23 protein-coding genes are annotated in these 23,418 nt (G+C 52.1%); 6 read left to right on the top strand and 17 right to left on the bottom strand.

Translation table 11 applies throughout. The features are described from left to right. Positions 1-21 precede the first annotated feature (21 nt). Positions 22-1,209 carry an MFS transporter gene (locus B6A39_RS05300; RefSeq protein WP_083002134.1) on the top strand — a complete coding sequence of 396 codons (1,188 nt, stop codon included), beginning with the start codon at positions 22-24 and terminating at the stop codon, positions 1,207-1,209. On the opposite strand, the gene B6A39_RS05305 is transcribed toward B6A39_RS05300, so the two are convergent. The 5 genes from B6A39_RS05305 to B6A39_RS05325 are packed head-to-tail and all read right to left on the bottom strand — an operon-like array spanning position 1,166 to position 6,021. Continuing rightward, on the bottom strand, positions 1,166-1,810 hold the full coding sequence (locus B6A39_RS05305; protein WP_083002138.1) for an ABC transporter ATP-binding protein: 645 nt from the start codon (positions 1,808-1,810) through the stop codon (positions 1,166-1,168). The genes B6A39_RS05300 and B6A39_RS05305 overlap by 44 nt on opposite strands. Continuing rightward, positions 1,803-2,657: an ATP-binding cassette domain-containing protein gene (locus B6A39_RS05310; RefSeq protein ID WP_083002142.1), complete on the bottom strand. Its 855-nt coding sequence runs from the start codon at positions 2,655-2,657 to the stop codon at positions 1,803-1,805. The genes B6A39_RS05305 and B6A39_RS05310 overlap by 8 nt, the downstream gene beginning before the upstream one ends. Before the next feature lie 15 nt (positions 2,658-2,672). Continuing rightward, on the bottom strand, positions 2,673-3,473 hold the full coding sequence (locus tag B6A39_RS05315; protein ID WP_083002147.1) for an ABC transporter permease: 801 nt from the start codon (positions 3,471-3,473) through the stop codon (positions 2,673-2,675). After that, positions 3,470-4,450, bottom strand: a complete 981-nt coding sequence (locus B6A39_RS05320; RefSeq protein WP_083002151.1) for an ABC transporter permease — start codon at positions 4,448-4,450, stop codon at positions 3,470-3,472. Before B6A39_RS05320 ends, B6A39_RS05315 begins: the two co-directional genes overlap by 4 nt. Then, positions 4,441-6,021, bottom strand: coding sequence for an ABC transporter substrate-binding protein (locus B6A39_RS05325; protein WP_083002154.1), 1,581 nt, complete (start codon positions 6,019-6,021; stop codon positions 4,441-4,443). Before B6A39_RS05325 ends, B6A39_RS05320 begins: the two co-directional genes overlap by 10 nt. A gap of 105 nt (positions 6,022-6,126) precedes the next feature. On the opposite strand from B6A39_RS05325, the gene nikR reads away from it, so the two are divergent. Beyond that, positions 6,127-6,528, top strand: a complete 402-nt coding sequence (gene nikR, locus B6A39_RS05330) for a nickel-responsive transcriptional regulator NikR (RefSeq protein ID WP_038482498.1) — start codon at positions 6,127-6,129, stop codon at positions 6,526-6,528. Positions 6,529-6,591: 63 nt separating this feature from the next. On the opposite strand, the gene B6A39_RS05335 is transcribed toward nikR, so the two are convergent. Then, positions 6,592-7,074, bottom strand: a complete 483-nt coding sequence (locus B6A39_RS05335; RefSeq protein ID WP_009722554.1) for an FKBP-type peptidyl-prolyl cis-trans isomerase — start codon at positions 7,072-7,074, stop codon at positions 6,592-6,594. Between the two features lie 179 nt (positions 7,075-7,253). Here B6A39_RS05335 and B6A39_RS05340 point away from each other — a divergent pair, with 179 nt between their 5' ends. Further along, the gene (locus B6A39_RS05340) at positions 7,254-7,535 is read left to right on the top strand and encodes a hypothetical protein (RefSeq protein ID WP_083002159.1); all 282 of its coding nucleotides are present in this window, start codon (positions 7,254-7,256) and stop codon (positions 7,533-7,535) included. Positions 7,536-7,657: 122 nt separating this feature from the next. On the opposite strand, the gene B6A39_RS05345 is transcribed toward B6A39_RS05340, so the two are convergent. The 9 genes from B6A39_RS05345 to B6A39_RS05385 form a co-directional block, all read right to left on the bottom strand. Beyond that, positions 7,658-8,125: a glycine zipper 2TM domain-containing protein gene (locus tag B6A39_RS05345; protein ID WP_083002164.1), complete on the bottom strand. Its 468-nt coding sequence runs from the start codon at positions 8,123-8,125 to the stop codon at positions 7,658-7,660. Positions 8,126-8,400: 275 nt separating this feature from the next. Further along, positions 8,401-9,999 carry an isocitrate lyase gene (locus B6A39_RS05350; protein WP_083002168.1) on the bottom strand — a complete coding sequence of 533 codons (1,599 nt, stop codon included), beginning with the start codon at positions 9,997-9,999 and terminating at the stop codon, positions 8,401-8,403. Positions 10,000-10,445: 446 nt separating this feature from the next. After that, on the bottom strand, positions 10,446-10,868 hold the full coding sequence (locus B6A39_RS05355) for a GNAT family N-acetyltransferase (protein WP_083002173.1): 423 nt from the start codon (positions 10,866-10,868) through the stop codon (positions 10,446-10,448). Positions 10,869-10,870: 2 nt separating this feature from the next. Beyond that, entirely contained in the window at positions 10,871-12,052 is a 1,182-nt protein-coding gene (locus tag B6A39_RS05360) for a cupin domain-containing protein (protein ID WP_083002177.1), read from the bottom strand. A 55-nt stretch (positions 12,053-12,107) separates the two neighbouring features. Next, positions 12,108-13,493 (bottom strand): adenylosuccinate lyase, encoded by a 1,386-nt coding sequence (gene purB / locus B6A39_RS05365; RefSeq protein ID WP_083002182.1) that lies wholly within the window; start codon positions 13,491-13,493, stop codon positions 12,108-12,110. Positions 13,494-13,586: 93 nt separating this feature from the next. Continuing rightward, entirely contained in the window at positions 13,587-14,225 is a 639-nt protein-coding gene (gene hflD, locus B6A39_RS05370) for a high frequency lysogenization protein HflD (protein ID WP_083002185.1), read from the bottom strand. After that, a complete protein-coding gene (mnmA, locus tag B6A39_RS05375; protein ID WP_083002188.1) occupies positions 14,222-15,364 on the bottom strand; it encodes a tRNA 2-thiouridine(34) synthase MnmA in 1,143 nt (380 codons plus the stop codon). Before mnmA ends, hflD begins: the two co-directional genes overlap by 4 nt. 73 nt (positions 15,365-15,437) lie before the next feature. Then, entirely contained in the window at positions 15,438-15,887 is a 450-nt protein-coding gene (locus B6A39_RS05380) for an NUDIX hydrolase (protein ID WP_083007854.1), read from the bottom strand. A gap of 8 nt (positions 15,888-15,895) precedes the next feature. Then, positions 15,896-16,498, bottom strand: coding sequence for a pseudouridine synthase (locus B6A39_RS05385; RefSeq protein ID WP_083002191.1), 603 nt, complete (start codon positions 16,496-16,498; stop codon positions 15,896-15,898). A gap of 305 nt (positions 16,499-16,803) precedes the next feature. On the opposite strand from B6A39_RS05385, the gene B6A39_RS05390 reads away from it, so the two are divergent. The 3 genes from B6A39_RS05390 to clpA all read left to right on the top strand — a co-directional run bounded on the left by B6A39_RS05390 (position 16,804) and on the right by clpA (position 22,110). Next, on the top strand, positions 16,804-19,041 hold the full coding sequence (locus B6A39_RS05390) for an NADP-dependent isocitrate dehydrogenase (RefSeq protein WP_083002196.1): 2,238 nt from the start codon (positions 16,804-16,806) through the stop codon (positions 19,039-19,041). Positions 19,042-19,350: 309 nt separating this feature from the next. After that, positions 19,351-19,695, top strand: coding sequence for an ATP-dependent Clp protease adapter ClpS (gene clpS, locus B6A39_RS05395; protein WP_198036759.1), 345 nt, complete (start codon positions 19,351-19,353; stop codon positions 19,693-19,695). 138 nt (positions 19,696-19,833) lie between these two features. Continuing rightward, entirely contained in the window at positions 19,834-22,110 is a 2,277-nt protein-coding gene (gene clpA, locus B6A39_RS05400; RefSeq protein ID WP_083002201.1) for an ATP-dependent Clp protease ATP-binding subunit ClpA, read from the top strand. Between the two features lie 181 nt (positions 22,111-22,291). Here clpA and infA read toward each other — a convergent pair whose 3' ends face one another. Continuing rightward, positions 22,292-22,510, bottom strand: coding sequence for a translation initiation factor IF-1 (gene infA, locus B6A39_RS05405; protein ID WP_007111068.1), 219 nt, complete (start codon positions 22,508-22,510; stop codon positions 22,292-22,294). A gap of 139 nt (positions 22,511-22,649) precedes the next feature. After that, a complete protein-coding gene (locus B6A39_RS05410; RefSeq protein WP_083002205.1) occupies positions 22,650-23,384 on the bottom strand; it encodes an arginyltransferase in 735 nt (244 codons plus the stop codon). Positions 23,385-23,418 lie beyond the last annotated feature (34 nt).

Genomic DNA, 23,418 nt, shown 5'->3' on the forward strand with positions numbered 1-23,418 from the left:
TTTGCATAGTTTGGACATCACATGATCGAAGCTAGAACGCGCGCCTGGTGGCGCGCGACAGCGGCTCTTTGCCTGGGGTCATTCCTTGTTTTTATCAACTTGTATGTTCCGCAACCGCTGCTGCCAGGGCTTAAGGACACCTATGGGGTATCCACCTTAGGTGTCAGTTTTTTGATGTCCGCCTCCACGCTTTCTCTTGCTTTCGCGCTACTCGTATTTGGTCCTCTGTCTGATGCAATTGGCCGTGAGGCTATTATGCGCGTCACGTTGCTCTTAGCAGGCGGGCTCTCCCTCGCATTGGCTTTTGCACCTACGTTTGAGAGCTTGTTATTGCTGCGTTTACTGCAGGGTTTTGTGTTGGGCGGGTTGCCAGCTGTTGCGATTGCATGGATGGGGGATGAGTTTGAAAAGTCTGCCTTACTCAGCGCGGTTGGCTTGTATATAGGTGCCAATTCGCTGGGGGGGATTAGTGGCCGAATTGTAGGGGGGGGGGCGGCGGCCTTAGGTGGCCCCTCAGCAGCATTTTTAGCGGTAGGAATCATGACGGTAGTAGGATGCGCGGTTTTTTGGCGACTGCTACCGAATAGTCGGGCTTTTACACCCAAGCGTTTCAAATTTCGCCAAGCGGCCGGTGATCTGCTCGGGCATCTGCGCACGCCAGTGCTGTTGGCGGCTTATTGTCTGGGCGGAATTAATTTTCTTATTTTTATCAATCAGTATAGCTATATCACGTTCCGTTTAGCTGGTGAGCCCTACCAATTAGCCGCTAGCAGCTTGGGCTTGATTTTCCTGACGTATCTGGGGGGGACGTTTGGCTCTACGGTATCAGGCCGGCTAGCTGGACGCTTTTCACCCGCTAGCTGCATGAGCGTGGGCATCGTAATTTTGATGCTAGGCACTGCGGTAACGCTGGCCAGTTCACTGCCGCTGATTATTGTTGGCCTCACTATTAACGCCTTTGGGTTTTTCTTAGCACACTCTTTAGCCTCTAGCTGGGTGGGCCGCTATGCACAGGGTGCAAGGGGAAGCGCCTCAGCGCTTTACTTAGTATTTTACTACCTCGGGGCGAGTGTTGGAGGGTTCTGGCTAGAGCCATTTTGGCGCTGGGCGCAGTGGCAGGGAGTAGCGATGGGGTCTTGGCTGCTGCTGTGTGTCACGTTAATCATTAGCATTGGTTTATGGCGCTTCGAGCGTCGTGAACTGCACTAAGCGTGCCTTGGGCTAAATGGAAACGTTTAGAACACAATCGCGCTAGCAGTGCCGCGTCATGGCTAATCACCAGTACGCCTAGTTGGTGGCGGTCGGCAACCTTTCTTATCGCCTGCCATAGCTCCGCTTGGGTGATGGGATCAAGCATGGTCGAGATTTCATCCGCGATCAGATAGCGCACACCTGGGGCCAATGCTCGCAATACGCATACCCGCTGTAGTTCTCCACCAGATAAGGCGCTTGGAAAACGAGAGAGCCAATCAGGTTGGATGTTAAAGTCCTGCATTAATGATTCGGAAGGGCACCATGCTTCGCAGAGTACTTTCTTTACTCGCCAACGTAGGTTGACGGCAAGTTCCGGTGATTGCGGTAGCCACTGAACCGGCCGCAGCCCACGAGAGGGGAATGGCTTACCGTCGGCATAAATCTCACCCTGTTGTGGCCGCAGTAAGCCAGCCAAGAGTTTTCCCAGCGTAGATTTGCCTGCCCCTGAGTCACCGCTTAGCCCCAACCATTCTCCCCGTTCAAGCTGAAATGAAAGTTGCGTTAATAGAGGTGCTTGAGAACGGAATCCAAAGGTGATTTTTCGCGCATCAAGCAATGGTTGGCTCCTTTGGTAGGCCAGTGGCATTAGCATGAGTGGCGCTTTCGCTAGCACGTACCTGAGTACTAAAGGTGTTGTCGGGTAGAGCATTCCATAGCGCCCGGGCATAAGCGCTTTTAAGCTGCTCTCCATTGCCTTGAAAGGCACTGGCTGGGGTGGTTTCAATGCACTGTCCACGGCGCAGTATCGTTACGTGGTCGGCAACGGGTAACGCATGGCGCAAATCATGGGTAATTAGCATGACGGCCTTACCCTCAAGCGCGAGGGCCTTCAGGGAGGCCAATACACGGTCGCGCTGCTGAGGATCCAATCCTACGCTTGGTTCGTCGGCAATAATCAGGCTAGCGTTACCTATTTGGGCCATGGCGGCTAAAACACGCCGCGCCATACCGCCTGAAAGCTGGTGGGGGTATGCCCGCTGGGCGTGTAAGTTGAGCTGATAATGATTTAGTGCACGCTCTGCGCTGTGCCAAGCGACAGTTCTGCTTTGCCCTGCCCGGCGAGCTGCCCAACTGACTTGGCGTTGGCTGCTAGCGAGCGGGTCTAGAGCATTGAGGGACTGAGGAATAAGAGCCAACTGGCGGCCTCTTAGCTGGCGCTGGCGCTCAGTGTTCAATGGCGCACCTTTAAAAAATAGCTGGCCACTGGTTTTTGCCCCTTCCGGCAGTAATCCCATAATCGTGTAGGCTAGCAGGCTTTTTCCTGCGCCGGATGCACCGATCACCGCATGTACTTCACTAGGTTGTATGCTTAACGACAGGTTATCAACGCAGGTGGTCCACTCTCGTCGCCACCAGTGCTTGTAGTAGGGCAATTGCAACGTCAGGTTTTCTAACTGCAGCATGCTGACTTCCTCCCGTTATAGAGCGCGACGCAACTGCGTCGCTAAACGATCAATCGATAGCACCATCAGCAGTAACCCTAGGCCCGGGAATACCCCTAACCACCAACCCCCCCCGGTTAAGTAGCGCATGGCATCAGCTAGTAATACACCAATAGCGGGTTGGGTAGGGTCTAACCCCACGCCTAGGAAAGTCAGTGCGGCTTCATGCAGAATGGCGTGAGGAAACAACAACAGCGCACCAACAATGCACTGGGGGAGTACATGGGGAAGTAAGTGGTGTGCTAAAATAAAACAGCGGCTTTTTCCTAGTGCTTGGGAAATAGCGACATAGGGAGCATGACGTAGGGAAAAGAGTTCTGCCCGCAGTATCCTGGCTAAACTTGGCCAATGGGTAAGCGCCACCGCAATAATCACTGCCTGTGTGCCACCACCTAAAGCAAAGGCTAACAGTAGTAGTAATATCAGATGCGGTACGCTTAACAGCGTGTCAATCAGCAGGCTAACGAGAGCATCTAACGTGGTTGAAAGTGTGGCCAGCGTCGCTAGCGTTAACGCAATGAGTGTGCCGAGTAGCGCAGCGCTTAGCCCGACCCAGAAGCTGAGCCTTAACCCAGCCAGTGTCCGCGCCCATAGCTCGCGTCCTAAAGCATCGGTGCCTAGCCAGTGGCTGCTGCTTGGTGGCATAAGGCGCGCATCAAACTGCATTTGTGCCGCGCTATGACCTGCCCACCATGAGCTACTTATCAGCAAAACCAACAATATGAGTAGAAGGCCAATATAGCCAGCGACGGCTAAGCGTGGTTGATTCATCTTCATGGCTGTTCCTGTGCCATGCGTGGGTCGATAAGTGGGTGCAGGCTATCTGCGATCAGGTTGCCGACACTGACAAACAGCGCGGTAAACAGCGCGATCCCAAGAAGCAAGGGGACATCGCTGCGTAGTCCTGCTTCAACGGTAGCTTGACCAAGGCCGGGGTAAGCAAATACCTGCTCAATTAATATTGAGCCGCCAAACAGCTCTCCCAGCGAAGCAAAAGCGAGTGTTAGTGCCGGGAGGCTGGCATGACGTAGACCATGACGCCAGGCGATATCTGATCGGCTGGCTCCTTGGGCGAAAGCGTGGAGGGCAATGTCGGAGTTCATCAGCGCTATCATGCGTGCGCGGGTATGAAGGGTGACGGTAGCGATGCCTAGCAGGGCCAGTGTCGTTATCGGTAGTATCAAATGGTGTAATCGCGTCAGCGTGCTTACGTCTTGATTGAGTACGCCTACAGGCCCGGCGCAGCAGGTCGGAGTCCAGCCGAGATAAACGGAAAACAGTAGTACAGCCAGCATGCCAAGCCAAAAAGCAGGTGTTGAGGCGATTATATAGGCGTAGCCACTAATCAGCTGGTCAAGTAGTGAGCCTTCTTTTGCACCCGCGATGACGCCCAACGCAAAGCCAACAACCAACGACATTAGCCAAGCGCTACCCAGCAAGATAAAAGAGCGTTGGAAACGCTGAGAGATAACCTCACTGACCGGTTGATTGTAGATATGGCTCCAACCTAACTCGCCATTTAACAATTGGCTTAGCCAATGGCCAAATTGAACGATCGGTAAAGTGTCAAAGCCCCACCTTTCAGCGATTAAGGCGTGTTGTTCTGGGCTTACCTGTGCCATTTGAGGGCCAAGGTAGGCATCCACAGGGTCAATAGGCGAGAGCATGACTAACCCAAACGTCACTATAGCGACGCACAGCAATACTAATGCTAGCCGTACTAAACGGCTTGCCAGTGCCTTAATCAATCGCACGTCCAGCGCCATTCAAGCAGGTTGGCGGTAATTGGCCAGCCGTGGCCGTGAGGAGCAATGCCTAATTCCCCAAGGTCCAGGCAGGTGTTGGCTGCATATACATGGGCTAGGTTAACCATCCATGCCCAGCTAGTATCGCCCCTAAAGCCATAGCCCGTATTGCCATCCCACTGGGCGGCTTGCCAGTGGCGGTTAGCTTCTTCTGCCCCTGCGGCCGCTTGAGCGGCTTCTAGGTGGCTATCCACCGTCGCGTTTGAGTAATAGCCACTGTTATAGAAGCCAAACCCCGCGTGCTGGCTATGAAACAGGTAGTACACCTCTTGTGGGCTGTGACTGCCAAAGCCGAAGACGATGGCGTCTTGGTGCAGTGCTTCACGCTGTATTTCGTCCCAGTGACGGCCTGTCGGCTGCATCTCAATGCCCAGGGGGCGTACCATCTCGGCGCTTACCTGAGCGAGCAGTTGGCGAGTGGTGTCGCTGGCAGGGTAGGTCAAGCGAAAACGGGCGGGCTGGCCGTTTTTATAGCGTAGCCCGTCGGCATGGCGCTCCCAGCCTGCTGCATCAAGTATCTCATTGGCACGTTCACTGTCGGGTGCTGTAAAGGATTCGTCATTAAGGCTCCAGGGTAACCCATCTGCAGGGCCAAAGGCGGGGCGTCCAAAACCATTTAGGGCGACGTCAACGAGTGTGTTTCGATCAAGGGCAAGATTAACCGCCCGGCGTATCGCACGATCGGCAGTAACATCGTTACCGATAGGCGCACCAGACGCGGCCTGCTCGCCCGTGGCAGGCTGCATAGGAAACAGAATACCTCGATTATCGACGCTTTCCATTACGATGCGCTGCATATCGCTTGGCAGATTGGTGGCGAGTGCTGGTGGCACAGCGGCAAGGTCGAGCTGCCCAGCATGGGCCGCGCTTAACGTGGACTCTTCGCCAGTAAATACAAACACCAGTCGTTCAAAGGGCGGTATGGGGCCATGGAAATAGGGATTCCGCTCAACAATTAGTTGCTCGCCCTCTTGCCATTCGACTAGCCGATAAGGGCCTGAGCCTAGCGGTTGTCTACCGTACCCTTCGCGATAACCGTTTTCTCTGTTAGCGTCAGGAACGATACCAAGCGTCATTAACTGATCGATGAAGGTAATACGCGGCGCGTTTAAAGAGAGCTCCACGGTTGTATTATCGATGGCGCTGGCTTTGTTCAGTGCGCTTAAATCGGCCCGGCCACCGGCTTGCTTTGCGGCATTAAAGGTGTAGGCAACATCCTTGGCAGTTAACGGTGTGCCGTCACTAAAGCGAGCGTCATCGCGCAGAGTGAGTATCCAGGTGAGTCGATCTTCTGACAGTGTCCACGCGGTAGCCAAACCGGCTTCTGGAGTAAGGTCATGTCCGCGGGTTAGCAACGTCGATTGAAAAAGCGGACTACCGTACTGGCCCCAGCCAAGCAGTGGGTCGAATCCCTGCTCGGGCTCTCCGCCGATTGCCAGAACCAATTGCTCTTTGCTGAAGGCAGGGGAACTAAACGCGACGCACGTAGCCGCCAGACCCAGTAAGATAGTACGACGCATGAGGCACCCCAGAAACCAACGTATGATGTTTTTACAATAACATCATACTCTAAGGGCTGGAAGTCACGGCAGCACCGCGCTTGCGGCGTTAGTTTAGGAGAGAATATGCAACGGGTAACGGTAACGCTGGATGAGGAACTACTGAGCGAGGTCGATGCATTGATGCATGCGCGCGGCTACCAAAACCGCTCAGAAGCGATACGCGATTTAACACGGAGTGGGTTAAAGCAGGCCAAAGAGGAGGTTGCGCCCGAAGCGCCGTGTATGGGCGCGCTCGTCTATGTGTACGATCATGCGGCGCGAGATTTATCGAAACGCTTAACCCGACACTCTCATGATCATCATGATCTAACGCTTTCGACGCTTCATGTGCATATTAATCATGACAGCTGTCTGGAAGTGGCGTTATTAAAGGGGCAGGGCAGCGCGTTGAAGCAGTTTTCTGATGAAGTGACATCGTCACGTAGCGTGCGCTATGGACAGTTGGTGATTATCCCTGAGGAGTAAAGCGGGGGAGCGCCCATTAAAAAGGGCGGCCCTAGGCCGCCCTATAAGCACGCGTTAAGCAACTTAGTGCTCTACGCCGCCTTCGCCGTGCACATGACCGTGCTCGACTTCTTCCTGGCTCGCTTCACGAACGGTTGCAATCTCAACATCGAAGTTAAGATGTTGGCCAGCCAGCGGGTGGTTGCCATCAACTACAACTGTGTCGCCTTCAACTTTCTTGACGGTAACCATCAGCGGGCCGCCTTGAGTCTGGGCCTGGAACTGCATGCCCGGCTCAATGCTTTCAACACCTTGGAACGCATCGCGAGGTACTTCTTGCATCAGCTGTTCTTGAACTTCACCGTAGCCCTCTTCTGGGGTTACTTTTACGTTCAGCTTATCGCCTTCGGCACGGCCTTCGAGTTCTTTTTCCAGACCCGGAATAATATTGCCAGCGCCGTGTAGATACGTCAGCGGCTCACGGCCTTCGGAACTGTCTAGCACTTCACCTGCATCATTGGTCAGGGTGTAGTGGAACGCGACAACCGAGTTTTGCGCAATTTGCATTTAATAACCTTTCGGTGAGTGCATGTCCCAACATGGTAACGCGTGAGAGCCTGCTTGTCAGGGGGTAAGCAGGCTTTTTCCTCCTCTCACTCCTTTGGCGCTATTGCGCCACGGGGTAACCGGGGATACCCTACGACAACTTCTTTTCCCCCTTTAGACAACATTCACTGGAGCTGGTTATGACGATCTTCTTGATTTGGGTTATCGCCTTTGTGCTAATTGCCTACTTTGCGAACAAACGCTGGGATAGCAGTGTCAGTCAGGGGCTGGATAAAATGCTGCCTGAGGTATTAAAAACTCATGGTGACAACCGCTATTTATGGGTGGCGGCATTAGCCGTGTTGGGTGCCACAACGCTGGTTCGTCCAGTCGATATTCTTCTGGTCGTTATCCTGCTGGCCATTATCGGTTTGATTGTCGCAAAGCTGGCAAGCTGGGCGAGCAATAAAGTGACCCACTAAATTATGCCTTGCTAGCTGTTAATTAAGGTGACAAAAATGCCCGACCAAGTCTACTTGGCCGGGCATTTTTCTTTTATGGCGCTACCTGTGTTGTTGGCTAGGAAGCGTTTGGTGATACGAGCTTAGTAAGGAGCTACGCTTAAGTTAGCGCCGCTGCCAATCAGGCGAACACGCTGACCTGCTTGATATTGACGGTCAGCACTTTGGACCACGATTACGTCCGTGCCATCATCGCGACGAATTTCCATTTCTAACGCGCTAATGCGGTTTGCGCGGTCTTCCACTGCGGTACCGGCAACTGCGCCACCCAATGCACCCGCGACAGTTGCTAGCTGACGACCAGAACCACCGCCAACTTGGCTGCCTAGCAGACCGCCGATGACAGCACCGCCACCACCGCCCAACAGGTTGCCTGTACGGCTGTCTGCTTGGATTTGTACAGGACGAACCGCCACGATAGTGCCATAGGCCACGCTTTGGCCTGTTTGCGCTTGATTACCACGGTATACATCACCTGAGTAAGGCGCAGTGTTTGCACAACCTGCCAGCGTGAGAATGCTCAATGCTGCAATAGGTAGTAAACGTTTCATTCAAACCTCCAGTGTGTCTTGGCCCGCATGGCTGCTAGGCAGCGGCGGTGGTAATACGTATGCTAGTTATAGAACAGCGTTCGCCAAAGATAACCTAAGCGACTAGTTTTGACTAGCCATCAATAAGAAAGATCATGGACTAAAGTGTAGACAAGTATTAAGAAAGTAATGTGTAAAAGTGAGCACGATGCTTGATCAGGAGAGGGATATTGTAAGGCTAACTTATAAAAAAACAGGGGGCCTAAGCCCCCTGTTGTGTAATGCTAATTAAATGTTTAGCCGAACTGGTTCATGGTGTTGTCTTTGCCACCGGCTTTAAGCGCCGCGTCGCCATGGAAAAACTCTTTATGGTCGTCGCCAATGTTAGAGCCAGCCATATCCTGGTGTCGTACAGTGGCAATACCTTGGCGAATTTCCTGGCGTTGTACCCCTGCGACGTAGGCAAGCATGCCTTCATCACCAAAGTAGCCTTTCGCTAGGTTATCTGTAGATAGTGCTGCTGTGTGGTACGTCGGCAGAGTGATTAGGTGGTGGAAAATGCCAGCTTCACGAGCGCCATCGCGCTGGAAGTTGCGTGTCCACTCATCCGCTAGCTGACCAAGCTCAGTGTTGTCGTATTCAACACCCATTAGCTTGTCACGCTGGTAAGCGGAAACATCTTTGCCTTCTTTTTCCCAGGCATCAAATACTTGCTGGCGGAAGTTCAGCGTCCAGTTAAATGACGGTGAGTTGTTGTACACCAGCTTAGCGTCGGGCACTACGGCGCGGATGCGGTTAACCATGCTGGCAATTTGGCCAACGTGTGGCTTCTCAGTCTCAATCCACAGCAGGTCAGCACCGTTTTGCAGGCTGGTGATACAGTCAAGCACAACACGGTCTTCGCCAGTCCCCGGTTTGAACTGGTAGAGGCCTGATGCTAAACGCTTCGGCTTAACCAGCTTACCGTTTTGTTTGATAACCACATCACCATTATTGATGTCGCTAGCATTTTCGATGACATCGCCATCTAAGAAGCTGTTGTACTGGTCGCCTAAGTCGCCGGGCTCATTAGTCACTGCGATTTTTTGGGTCAGGCCTGCACCTAGCGAGTCGGTGCGCGCTACGATAACGCCATCTTCAATGCCGAGCTCAAGGAAGGCATAGCGCACTGCATTGATTTTTGCCAAAAAGTCTTCGTGAGGAACGGTGACTTTGCCATCCTGGTGGCCGCACTGTTTCTCATCGGAAACTTGGTTTTCAAGCTGGATACAGCATGCACCGGCTTGAATGAATTTCTTGGCCAAGAGGTAGGTCGCTTCAGCATTGCCAAAACCAGCATCGATATCAGCGATGATCGGTACGATGTGCGTTTCGTAGTTATCGATTTTGCTGATAAGTTCTTGCTCTTTAGCGCTATCGCCTGCTTCTTTGGCATCATCCAGGGCACGGAACAGGTGGTTAAGCTCCCATGCATCTGCCTGCTTCAAGAAGGTGTAAAGCTCTTCTATCAGGTCAGCGACAGATGTTTTTTCATGCATGGATTGATCCGGCAGCGGGCCGAACTCAGAACGTAAGGCGGCTACCATCCAGCCTGACAGGTAGAGATAGCTGCGCTTAGTCGTGCCAAAGTGCTTTTTAATGGAAATTAGTTTTTGTTGCCCAATAAAACCGTGCCAGCACCCCAGAGACTGCGTGTATTTAGACGTGTCGGCGTCGTAGGCCGCCATATCATCACGCATAATTTTTGCAGTGTAGCGTGCAATATCTAAACCGGTATGAAAACGGTTCTGAGCACGCATGCGTGCAGCGTATTCAGGTTTGATCGCTTCCCATTTGCCGCCTTGAGCTTCGCGCAGTTGGGCCATTGCTTTGATATCGTCGAGCAGTCCTGACATAAGCTGTTTCCTCCGGGGTCATGATAGCTATTCGCAAGTTAGCTTATTCTTATGCTGCACCTGCGAAGATGTGTTCAGCATTATCGAAATTCGCTGCGCTGTCTCTACGCCAATTGTCTCTGAGCAAAACGTCTCTTAGTCAAACGTCGCATCGGAGAGTCATCATTGTTGAGACGCTTATTTAAACGTCGGTTACAGCGTTTCTAGTTTGGCTACCTTCGATGTTGCGCCATAACGCTGCGGTGCAATAACTATCAACGAGAACGGCAGGTTCAACAATTGTCACTTGGGGGCAGAAGGGGTTGTAGTTCAACTACAGGAGCGTGCTGAAACGCTCTGTTTGTGTAGTCGTTTTTCGTCAGGTGAGCTGAAAATGGAGCAAAAAAAGCGCCACATAGCAAATGGCGCTCTTATTGATCGATCACAACAGTAGTGAAAAAAAGAAACTACAGCGTTAGTAACATCTCTCGATGCGGTATTCCAGCATCCATAAAAGTGCTTCCGTGCACTACAAATCCCAAGCGCTGATAAAAGGCGAGAGCGTGCAATTGAGCGCTCAGCGCTACATGGGTATGGCCTGCTTCTCTGGCCGCCTGGATGGCAGCTTCCATAAGTTGATAGCCAATGCCAGCACCACGCGCGCTATCTAATACTGCAACGCGTCCAATATGGCCGTCGGGCAGCAGTCGCGCCGTCCCCACTGGCTGACCCTTAAGATAGGCAATGAAGTGGTGACACTCTTCGTCACGGCCATCCCACTCTTCCTCTTGAGGTACGCACTGCTCTTCGATAAACACCACGCGGCGGATATCGGAGGCTATGTCCTTTAGCGTACTCCAATCACCTTTAATAATCGTTGTCGTCGACACCGCTACTCCTCATCATCCTCTTCGCCCATAAAGCCTAAACTTCCAGTGTTTACTAACTGTGTTATCAGTGCTGCTGCCCCATCAATGGCAAGTACGTCTTCATACATGGGCGATGGGTCTGCAAGCCGCTTGGCAAGATCTTTGGAGCAGGAATGTCCGTCGCCGTCGACAAAGAGCGTGGTGCCATTGGCATCGCTTCGCCAAGCAAAGCGGGAGCCTGGCATATGAAACAGTGGTTCACCGTCTTGTAGTTGCGCAACAAGGTCAATTTCTGTCATTGGCACTTCAAGGGGCGCTACTTGGTCAATATATTTCGGTTGGGTCATGACGCGACCAAACCACTGGGCTATTTGCTCAGGATTATCCAAGGTGGAAAGTACGAACTGGCGCATACGCTCAACGGCAGCATCATCTAATTCACCCACTTGGCTTGCAGGAGACATGCCTGCATCGCTATAGCGGTGGGCGTCAGAAAGCTGCTCTCCTAGATAGTCGGCGTAGGATGTGATGGCTTCATCCGCTGATGGTGCCCTAAACCCTACCGAGATAGTCATGCAGTCGTCGGTTTGACTAACGCCATGGTGCGCCCAGCCGGGGGGAAGATAAAGCATATCGCCCGGTGCTAACGTCCAGTCAGAGTCAGCTTCAATCTCAAAGGTTTCAAGAATACGTAGATCAATACCTTGGATAATAGACGCGTTGTCTGGCTGCTTACCGCCTAGTTGCCAGCGTCGGTGGCCGCTAGCCTGCAATAGGAAAACATCGTATTGGTCGATATGTGGGCCGACGCTACCACCAGGCGGCGCATAGCTGACCATGATGTCGTCCAATCGCCAACGGGGAAGGAAATCAAATTCATCCATTAGTGCAGCGATAGACGGTACGTAGTGATCGACGGCTTGAACAAGGAGGCTCCAGTTGCCTTCCGGCAACCGCTCAAACGTTGCGTCGTCAAACGGGCCGTGGGAAACCTGCCAGGGGCCATCAGGCCCATTTTCTTCTACAAGGCGCGCTTCTACACCGGGTTCGCAGGCAAGCCCGGCTAGCTCATCTGGATCGATGGGGCTAATAAAATCGGGGATAGCGCCACGAATCAGCAGCGGCTTCTGCTGCCAGTAATTGGCCAAGAAGTCTTCAGGCGTTAAATCGCCCAGCAATGTGAGTGGCTTATCGTGTTGGCTCATGGCGTTATCCTAGTTCAAATGAGCGCTGCGTCTTACTAAGGGCGCAGTGCGTCGTTTAGAGTGCAGCAAGCCGCTGGTTAAGTGCTTCGGCTTGAGCCTTCGCATTACCAATATAGCTGGCAGGAGAGAGGGCTTTCAGCTCATTTTTAACCGACTCGGGGAGCTCAAGCGTATCAATAAAAGCAGCAAAGCCTGCTTGGTCAATACGTTTGCCGCGGGTTAATTCTTTAAGCTTTTCGTAGGGCTTTTCGATGCCATAGCGACGCATGACCGTTTGAATTGGCTCAGCCAGTACTTCCCAGCTGTTATCCAGGTCTTCAGCTAAGCGCTCAGGATTTGCTTCCAGTTTGCTGATGCCCTTGAGACTGGCGTGATAGCCAATTAGGCCGTACGCCAGGCCAACGCCTAAGTTGCGCAACACAGTGGAATCCGTCAGGTCGCGCTGCCAGCGTGAAATCGGTAGTTTTTGGGCCAGATGATTAAGCACGGCATTGGCCAACCCAAGGTTGCCTTCCGAGTTTTCAAAGTCAATTGGGTTAACTTTATGCGGCATGGTCGATGAGCCAATTTCGCCTTCGACGGTGCGCTGCTTGAAGTAACCCAGCGAAATATAGCCCCACACGTCGCGATCAAAATCGATCAAAATGGTGTTGAAACGGCAAATTGCATCGAAAAGCTCGGCAATGTAGTCGTGCGGCTCAATCTGTGTGGTATAGGGGTTGAAGTTCAGTCCTAAGCCTTCCACAAAGGTGCGTGCGTTGGCTTCCCAGTCAATGTCTGGGTAGGTCGTCAGGTGGGCGTTGTAATTACCCACAGCACCGTTAATTTTACCCAGAATCTCAACGCGTTCGATTTGTTTGAGCTGGCGCTTAAGGCGGTAGGCCACGTTGGCCATTTCCTTGCCTAGCGTTGTGGGGCTGGCGGTTTGTCCATGGGTGCGTGAAAGCATTGGTTGAGCTGCATGCGCAATGGCCAATTTGGCAATCTCATCGGCGACTTCATGCAGGGTGGGCAGAATGGCCTTTAGCCCATCTGCCAGCATAACGCCGTAGGAAAGATTGTTGATGTCTTCGCTGGTGCAAGCGAAGTGAATAAATTCAGTGACCGCGTTGAGCTCGGGCTGCCCCGCAATCTTCTCTTTCAAGAAATACTCAACTGCTTTGACATCGTGGTTGGTGGTGCGCTCTATTTCTTTAATGCGTTCGGCATCTTCGACAGAAAAGTCACGAATCAACTGCTCAAGAAAAGCCGTCGCTTCGACTGATAGCGGCGGTACTTCGACAATTTGGCTGTGGTCCGCAAGGCGCTGCAGCCAGCGCACTTCCACAATCACGCGAGCACGGATAAGACCGAATTCGCTGAAGTGCTCCCGTAGTGCGGCGGCTTTTGCGCCGTAGCGTCCGTCAACGGGGGAGAGGGCGGTCAAAGCAGAGAGTTGCATGGCTTGGTTTCCAAGGTGGTCTGAAGTCAATGGTTCGAACAGCAATATGTCGAAAAGAAATTGCTCGAAGTGCCGAGATGATCTTTGGGCGCGTTAGCCAAGGCTATCAAGCGCGCGCCTCAACGCTTTACGCTGGAAAACAAGCTTCCAGCGACGGCCGCCTTGCTGGTGCCATAGCAGCGCAAAACGTATGCCCGCCATCAAGCAGGCGCGCACCCGCTCGGGCATCATGCGAGTCTGCAGTAAAGAGGGGTCGCCCTGAACCACGATGCGGGTTTTAAACGTCGAAATGGTTTCTTGGTAGGCATCACCGAGGCTTGCAATCACATTTTCATGAGTGCTGCCGAAGTGCTCTGCCTGCCCCTGTACATGGGAAAGCTTTTGACCAAGTAACTCCATCATATGGCGGTCGGTGCGCAGTTTGTTCATTAAAAGTAGCAGCGAAAAACCGTAACGGAGAACCACAGGATTGGCTTGTTTACGGCCAACCAGGGCTTCGAGTGTTTCTAACCCGCGGCGTAAATTATTGGGATGGCCGCCATAAATAGCTTCAAAGCTTTCCGGGTTAGTGTCCACGGTTGCATTGATGAGTGTTTCCCAGGCGCGAGGATCTACTTGTCCAGTACGCGCGAGTTCATCTACCAAACTAGCGGATTGGAAGACGCCGGCTAGTGCTAGTGCTTGGCGAGCGGCTTGAGAATCCGGCGCGCGATGAATAGGGGTAGCGCTCATGCAGCGGCCTCCGTGGTATTCCAAGTGGCGCGAATAACACCGCCGCCTAAGCAAATTTCATCATCATAAAGCACCAATGACTGGCCCGGTGTAACCGCCCACTGAGGATCATCAAACACCACCTCTACAGTACCATCGGGCAGTGCATGGATTTCACATGGGCAATCACTTTGACGATAGCGGGTTTTTGCGGTGTAACGGCCCTGTGCGGCAGGCGGTTCACCTGCTACCCAATCCATGGCTTCAGTGGCCAAAGCATTGGTGAACAGCAGTGGGTGATGCTTGCCTTGGACGACAATCAATACATTGCGCTCAAGGTCTTTGGCCGCTACGTACCATGGGTCTTCCGAATAGTTGGCGAGACCACCAATGCCTAAGCCTTGGCGCTGCCCAAGGGTGTAGTACATCAGCCCCATATGCTTGCCAATGACATCGCCTCCGGGCGTTTCAATATTGCCGGGTTGTGCGGGCAGGTATTGCTGCAAAAAATCGCGGAAGCGGCGCTCGCCGATAAAGCAAATACCAGTAGAGTCTTTTTTCTTGGCGGTAATAAGATCGTGCTGTTCAGCTAAGGCTCTAACGACAGGTTTTTCCAGCTCACCAACAGGAAACAGAGTGCGAGCAATCGCTGCTTCAGGCACGGCGTGCAGGAAATAGCTTTGATCTTTATTGCTATCTACACCTTTTAGCAGGCGCGGGCGTCCTTCGCGAATCCCTTGTCGAACATAGTGCCCGGTCGCGATTTTATCGGCGCCTAACATTTCAGCGTAGTCTAGAAAGACCTTAAACTTGATTTCTCGGTTGCAAAGGATATCGGGATTGGGCGTTCTGCCCGCTTTATATTCGGCCAAAAAGTGCTCGAAGACGTTATCCCAATACTCAGATGCGAAATTGGCCGTATGCAATTTGATGCCCAGCTTCTCACACACGGCCTCTGCATCGGCAAGATCTTCTTTTGCCGTGCAGTATTCAGTGCCGTCGTCTTCATCCCAATTCTTCATAAACAGGCCCTCAACCTCGTACCCTTGTTGGAGAAGAAGGAGAGCAGAAACCGATGAATCAACGCCGCCCGACATGCCAACGATTACTTTTGGGGTCTCGGGCGCTTCAGGGATAGACGTGCCTTGGGTGGATGTCATTGGCATCCTCAGTTGAAGTAGTGTGCAATTGGGCGCTGATTATACACGATGGAGGCTTGGTGCTTCGAGTGCTTCACTCATGAATCACGGTCAGGGGATAACATTGGCCGTTAATGGCGTTTTCGATCCTTTTAAGTACCAGGGGGCTGCGCAGCCGACCGGCATTGCCGAGGGCTTTGATGTCATTCAATGTGAGCCAGTGAGTGGCGGTGATGTCGCTATCAATGGGGGACGAGAGCATGACGTCTGGTGTGGCTATAAAACCATGGCTATGAAAGGTAAGGCCTTCTGGCGTGTGGAAGACATAAAGACCTAAGTAGTCGGTTAGCGTCACCTGCCAAGCAGTTTCTTCTTGCACTTCGCGCAAGATGGCTACCATAGGACCTTCGCCTGGCTCTACGTGCCCAGCCGGTTGGTTAAAAACGGTTTGCCTACCGCCGCGGGCTTCTTCCACCATTAAGAAACGATTGTTGTGCTGAATCACGCAGGCAACGGTGCTTCTGATGATGGCGTTTTTTATCATCTCACTGCTCATTTGGAGTGCCTGTGCCGAGGTGCGCCGCTGCGCTTTGGCGCTTTAGTGGGGCGTGGAGCGTGCAGTGTTTGTTTGCGCCACTCGCCGGGGGCAAGGTCACCAAGTTGCCATGTGCCAATCGCCGCGCGTATCAATCTCAACGTAGGAAACCCTACATGGGCAGTCATGCGCCGAACTTGGCGGTTACGGCCTTCGCTGATTGTTAACTCTAACCAACTGGTGGTGGGGTGGAGCTTAGGGTCAATCCTTGAGTCGCGTTGTGCAATGGCAGGTGGCTCAATGCGCCGGGCTTTTGCCGGCTGGGTTGGGCCATCTTTTAAGGTGACACCGTTTTTGAGAGCACTAATTGCCTCATCATTAATCTGCCCTTCGAGCTGCACCCAGTAAGTTTTGGGCTGCTTGTGACGTGGGTGGGCGATACGGTGAATGAGGCTGCCGTCATCACTTAATAACAGCAGGCCCTCAGAGTCATAATCAAGCCGCCCTGCGGCGTACACGCCGGGCACATCTATAACATCGGCTAATGTGGCGCGGCCTTGTTTATCGGTAAACTGAGAGAGCATACGATAGGGTTTATGCAGTAAATATAAAGTGCTCATAATCTCTTTAGAAGGGTGCCCTTGATTTGTCGACAATCTCTCATGCGATTAAAATGCAGCGCTGGTATACTTTGAGGCTAATCCTGCAAAGGCAGTTCTTAAAAAGCTGCCTTTGAATAGCGTTTATGTCGTGCTGGAGTTGTCGTAATTATCACTGAAATAACCACCGTAAAAACCACCGATTGATAACCGGGAAAGCCAAATTAAATGGCCCCGCCTGCTTCGCGGCATGGTCTCTCGTTGAAGAAGTCGCGTCGCTCAGGATCTCTATAATCACAGCGATAGAAAAAAGAGGTTAACGCAAAATGTCTAAAACGCCGAAGATCATTTACACGCTCACCGACGAAGCGCCTGCGCTCGCGACATACTCTTTGCTACCGATTATTGATGCTTTCACCGACGCTGCTGGCATCGAGGTGGAAACCCGGGATATCTCCCTGGCGGCTCGCGTTCTCTCTTTATTTCCAGACTACTTGACTGAAGAGCAGCGTATTGAAGACCACTTGGCCGAATTGGGTGCACTTGCCAAGGTTCCTGAAGCCAATATCATCAAATTACCGAATATCAGCGCCTCAATGCCGCAACTGCGCGCTGTGATCAAAGAGCTGCAAGAACAAGGTTACAAGCTGCCCGAGTATCCGGACGACCCAAGCAGCGATGAAGAGAAAGATATCAAAGCGCGCTATGACAAAGTGAAAGGCAGCGCAGTTAACCCTGTATTGCGTGAAGGTAATTCCGACCGTCGCGCACCGAAAGCCGTGAAAGAGTACGCCCGCAAGTACCCGCATTCTATGGGGGAGTGGAGCCAGGCGTCACGTACCCATGTTTCGCACATGCATAGTGGCGACTTCTACCATGGTGAGAAGTCGATGACCCTGGATCGCGCCCGCAACGTCAAGATGGAGCTGATCACCGCCAGCGGTGAAACCAAGGTGCTCAAGCCTCGGGTCGAGCTACTGGAAGGCGAAATCATCGACAGCATGTTTATGAGCAAGAAAGCGCTGCTGGATTTTTACGAGCGTGAAATCGAGGATGCGCGTAAGACCGGTGTGATGTTCTCATTGCACGTAAAAGCGACGATGATGAAGGTGTCGCACCCCATCGTGTTTGGGCACTGCGTCAAAATTTTCTACAAGGACGCCTTTGAGAAGCACGGTGAGCTCTTCAAAGAGTTGGGTGTCGATGTTAACAACGGCATCGCTAATCTCTACGATAAAATTGCGACCTTGCCAGAATCTCAACGTGATGAAGTCATTAGTGACTTGCATGCGTGCCATGACAAGCGCCCAGAGCTGGCAATGGTTGATTCGGCTCGCGGCATCACCAACTTCCACTCACCCAGCGATGTAATTGTTGACGCTTCAATGCCGGCGATGATTCGTGCGGGCGGTAAAATGTACGGTGCTGATGGTCGTCTCAAGGACGTCAAAGCCGTCATGCCTGAGTCGACGTTCGCGCGTATCTATCAGGAGATGATCAACTTCTGTAAGTGGCACGGCGCGTTTGATCCGGCAACTATGGGTACCGTTCCTAATGTTGGTCTAATGGCGCAGAAAGCCGAAGAGTATGGCTCTCACGATAAGACCTTCGAGGTGCCGGAAGATGGTGTTGCTAACATTACTGACCTGGACACAGGCGAAGTACTGCTGTCGCAGACTGTGGAGCAGGGCGATATCTGGCGTATGTGTCAGGTCAAAGATGCACCGATTCGCGACTGGGTGAAGTTGGCTGTTGAGCGCTGCCGTGATTCTGGTATGCCAACGGTGTTCTGGCTCGACCCTTACCGCCCGCACGAAAACGAGTTGATCAAGAAGGTTAAAACGTATCTCAAGGATCACGACACTGATGGGCTTGAAATCCACATCATGTCCCAAGTTCGGGCGATGCGTTACACCCTTGAGCGTGTGATTCGTGGTCTCGACACGATCTCTGTAACAGGTAACATTCTCCGCGATTACCTGACCGACCTATTCCCGATCCTCGAGCTGGGCACTAGTGCTAAAATGCTTTCCATCGTGCCGTTGATGGATGGCGGTGGTCTGTTTGAAACAGGCGCCGGTGGTTCCGCACCTAAGCACGTTCAGCAGCTGCTTGAAGAGAACCACCTGCGTTGGGACAGCCTTGGTGAGTTCCTGGCGCTGGTTGCTTCTTTGGAGCATCTCGCCAAACGTTTTGGCAACGACCGTGCTAAGTTGCTGGCGAAAGCGTTGGATGAAGCTAACGGCAAGTTCCTAGAAAGCAACAAATCACCTTCACGCAAAGTGGGCGAGCTTGATAACCGTGGCAGCCACTTCTATTTGGCGCTGTATTGGGCAGAAGCATTGGCAGCTCAAGATCAAGACGCTGAATTGAAAACACGCTTTGCCCGTTTGGTAGAAACGCTGAAAGCCAATGAAGCTACCATCATTGACGAGCTGAATAGCGTGCAAGGCCAGCCTGTTGACCTTAAAGGCTATTACCACCCGAATGGGGAAGTGGCGAGCCAAGTCATGCGCCCAAGTAAGACGCTCAACGAAGCCCTTGCAATGGTCGCTAACGGTTAAGACTTAAATCACCAGCAATCTGCGCTGCCGTTGAGCAACGCGTATTAAAACGCTGTGATCTCCCTCGCCCGCCTTGGTGGGCGAGGGTTTTTTGTCTTATTTAGTATGCTAATTTTGTATTTTCCATGAACCCTTGCTGGTAACGAGCGTCTTACTGTGGAGAGCAAAATCAGAGTGATCGAATCTAGCGTAATTAAAGTTAGTGCACTTAAAGCTAGGATGGATGATTCAAGCGCCGTAAGACACCACCCGCCAGCTAAGAGACGATAAACCTTGCTGCTTATGCCTACTACAGACAGCCTATACATCATGGCTACCCTGCACGCAGGAATGACTCGGCCTGATGCGCCTGAATACGATGATGACCTAGCCGTTCAGTCAGCTGAGCCTGAGCTTGCTCGGCCGCCGTTGTACAAAGTGATACTTCACAACGATGATTTCACGCCGATGGAGTTTGTCGTCGAGGTATTGCAGGGATTTTTTAACATGGATAGTGAGCAAGCGGTGCAAGTGATGCTTGCGGTGCATACCCAAGGTAAAGCGACGTGCGGTATCTTTACACGGGATATTGCAGAAACGAAAAGTTACCAAGTCAATGAATATGCCCGCGAATGCGAGCATCCTTTAATGTGTGATATCGAAGCTGCTGACTGAAAGCGTTGAAAAAAATTAGCGATGGGCCTTGCAAGTGCGCCATTTGTACCCGATGTTGAAAGTGCCGGTCGATTAAACTGATCCGACGCAAGCCCTAGGTGGCGATAAGCCCTAGGTAGTAGCGAAAAGGGGACTGCCATGCTGAGCAAAGAACTTGAACTTACCCTGAACACGGCCTTCACCGTGGCTCGCTCAAAGCGCCACGAGTTTATGACCGTTGAGCACTTGCTCCTGGCGCTGCTGGATAATGCGTCAGCGGTTGATGTGCTGAAGGCCTGTGGGGCGAATCTCGATAAGCTGCGGTCCGATCTGCAGGATTTTATTAATTCGACCACGCCACTGATTCCTGAAAGTCAGGCGGATCGCGAAACACAACCAACACTTGGTTTTCAGCGCGTATTGCAACGTGCTGTATTTCATGTGCAGTCATCTGGAAAGAGTGAAGTGACTGGCGCGAATGTGCTGGTCGCTATTTTCTCTGAGCAGGAAAGCCAAGCGGTTTACTTCCTCAAGCAACAAAGCGTTGCGCGCGTAGACGCTGTTAACTACATCGCGCACGGTATTTCTAAAGTGTCTGGCCATGGACCTGCTCCATCGCCGTCTTCTCAAGAGAGTGAAGATGCTGAAGAGGGTAGCTCTGAAAGCGCAGCGCATCCGTTAACCGGTTACGCTACCAACCTGAATGAGCACGCGCGTCAAGGCAAAATAGATCCATTGATTGGTCGCGACCATGAGCTTGAGCGCGTTGTGCAAATCCTTGCTCGCCGTCGCAAGAATAACCCCCTGCTGGTTGGCGAGGCCGGTGTTGGTAAAACAGCTATTGCGGAAGGCTTGGCAAAGCGCATTGTTGAAGAAGACGTGCCTGACGTTATTGCCGATGCAGTGGTTTACTCGCTTGATATGGGTGCGCTGTTAGCGGGCACTAAATATCGTGGCGATTTCGAGAAGCGCCTGAAAAGCTTGCTTAGTGAATTACGCAAGCAGCCTAACGCCGTGCTCTTTATTGACGAAATTCACACCGTCATCGGGGCGGGAGCCGCTTCGGGTGGTGTAATGGATGCATCTAACTTACTGAAGCCTTTGCTTTCTTCGGGTGAGTTGCGTTGTATCGGCTCGACAACGTTCCAAGAGTTTCGCGGCATTTTTGAGAAAGATCGTGCCCTGGCTCGTCGATTCCAAAAAGTGGATGTGCTGGCGCCTTCAGTAGATGACACTATCAAAATCCTAAAAGGGTTGCGTTCGCGCTTTGAAGAACACCATGAGCTTAAGTACACCGATGGTGCACTAGAGAGTGCTGCTCGTTTGGCCGACCGCTATATCAATGATCGTTACTTACCCGATAAAGCCATCGATGTGATTGATGAGGCTGGTGCGCACCAGCGGATGTTACCGCCAGAAGTGCGGACTAACACCATCGATGTTGAGCAGGTGGAGGCGGTAGTAGCGTCTATTGCGCGTATACCGCCAAAAAGTGTCTCAAGCTCTGATCGTAAGTTGCTTGAAAAGCTCGACCGCGACTTGAAAATGTTGGTATTTGGTCAAGATGAAGCCATCGATACACTCTCCGCTGCTATTAAGCTTTCTCGTGCCGGTTTGAAATCGCCAGATAAGCCCGTGGGCAGTTTCTTGTTTGCTGGCCCAACGGGTGTTGGTAAAACCGAAGTGGCTAAGCAGTTGGCGCATATCATGGGTATTGAGTTAGTGCGCTTTGATATGTCTGAGTACATGGAGCGTCATACTGTTTCACGCTTGATTGGTGCCCCTCCGGGCTACGTAGGCTATGACCAAGGTGGGTTATTAACGGAAGCCGTCACTAAGCAGCCGCATTGTGTATTGCTGCTAGATGAAATTGAGAAAGCGCATCCAGAAGTGTTTAACTTGCTCCTGCAAGTTATGGATCATGGCCGTTTGACAGACAACAATGGTCGTGAGGCGGATTTCCGTCACGTGATCCTCATTATGACCTCTAACGCAGGGGCAGAGCAGGCATCACGGCGCTCTATCGGTTTCCAAAGCCAAGACCACTCAACTGACGCGATGGAAGTGATTCGTCGCACCTTCTCGCCTGAGTTCCGCAACCGCTTGGATGGTATTATCCAGTTCCATGCGCTGCAAACGTCTGTTGTGCGAAACGTTGTTGATAAGTTCTTGATCGAGCTACAGGCACAGTTGGACGAAAAGCGTGTGCAACTTGAAGTCGATGATACCGCGAGAGACTGGTTGGCAGAGAAAGGTTACGATCCCGATATGGGGGCACGCCCAATGGCCCGCTTGATCCAGGAGAAACTGAAGAAACCGTTGGCTGAGATGATTCTATTTGGCGAGCTGGCTGATCAAGGCGGCATCGTGCACGTAAGCCTTGAAGAAGGAGAGCTGCATTTGTCAACGGAGTCGGAGATGGCGGATGCGCCCTGAAAAGGGCGCTAAGGCTACCTAAGTCTACATCAAGCCCTTCTCTCATGCCTAACTAAAGCACAGCGCCCTGTCATCCGACGGGGCGTTGTCGTTTCCAGAGAGCGGCGCCGTACTTACGCTATATTTTCAGTCAGGATGCGTGCATGCGCGGGCAGTGTTTGCTTGTAGGCGTTACCAAGGCTTAGCGCGAGCGATAAACAATACGGCCTTTTGACAGATCGTAGGGCGTCAGCTCTACTTTTACCTTGTCACCTGTCAGGATGCGGATGTAGTTTTTGCGCATCTTGCCTGAAATATGAGCGGTCACGACGTGGCCGTTTTCCAGCTCAACACGGAACATGGTGTTGGGAAGGGTATCAACAATAACGCCTTCCATTTCAATATGATCTTCGCGTGCCATATAGGCAGATCCTCACTTATTTAACGTAATGGTTTGGTCTAATTAGTCACTTCAATGGGCGTCGTCAGGTGACGGCTACCCAGCAAGCAGCGCTATATTGTGCCGTAAGCCTGCCATCAAGGCAAAAAAGCTGGCAAGTTTAGCAAATTAAAGGCCGCCAATGTCGCCCATCGAGCACCTCTATGGGAGTGAATGCGCGCTTGTAACGCATCTTGCGGCACTCCTCAATCCAATAACCAAGGTACAAGTGGGGAAGCGATTTTTCACTGCATAATTCAATAAGCTTGAGAATAGCAAACGTTCCCAATGATCGCTTTTCCAGGGTCTTATCGACACTGAAAAACGTATAAATAGCCGATAGCCCATGCTCAAGTTGATCATATGCTGCTACTGCGACGAGTTTTCCATTCAGGCGCATTTCTAAAAGATGCGCATAGGGCTCTTCAAGCGTTAAAAAGGTACGGTACTGCTCCCGGCTCGGGGGATACATGTCTCCATCGGCGTGGCGTAAGCGGATATAATCTGCGTAGAGTGCATAATGCTCTGTCTCATAACGTGCAGGCACTACGCGTGTAGAAATATCGGCATTGAGTCGCCGGATTTTGCGTTGAGTACGATTAGCGCTAAAGTCGCTGATAGGAATGCGTACTGAACGACAGGCATCGCACCCCTCGCAGTGAGGGCGGTATAGATGGCGACCGCTGCGACGAAAACCTAGCAATGAAAGTGAGTCATAAACGCCGGGAACAGGAGACTCCTGGGGATCCAGAAACAGAGTGGTTGCCTCTTTGCCAGGAAGGTAGCTGCAGGCATGAGGAACGGTTAGGAAGAAGCGCAAATCCCGCACGGGGCGGCGAGGAGCGTTACTACTCACGGCTTGCCTCCTTGCTTAGTTTGAATATGAACTA

The sequence above is a fragment of the Halomonas sp. GT genome, from assembly GCF_002082565.1.
In the GTDB taxonomy this organism is placed as follows: domain Bacteria; phylum Pseudomonadota; class Gammaproteobacteria; order Pseudomonadales; family Halomonadaceae; genus Vreelandella.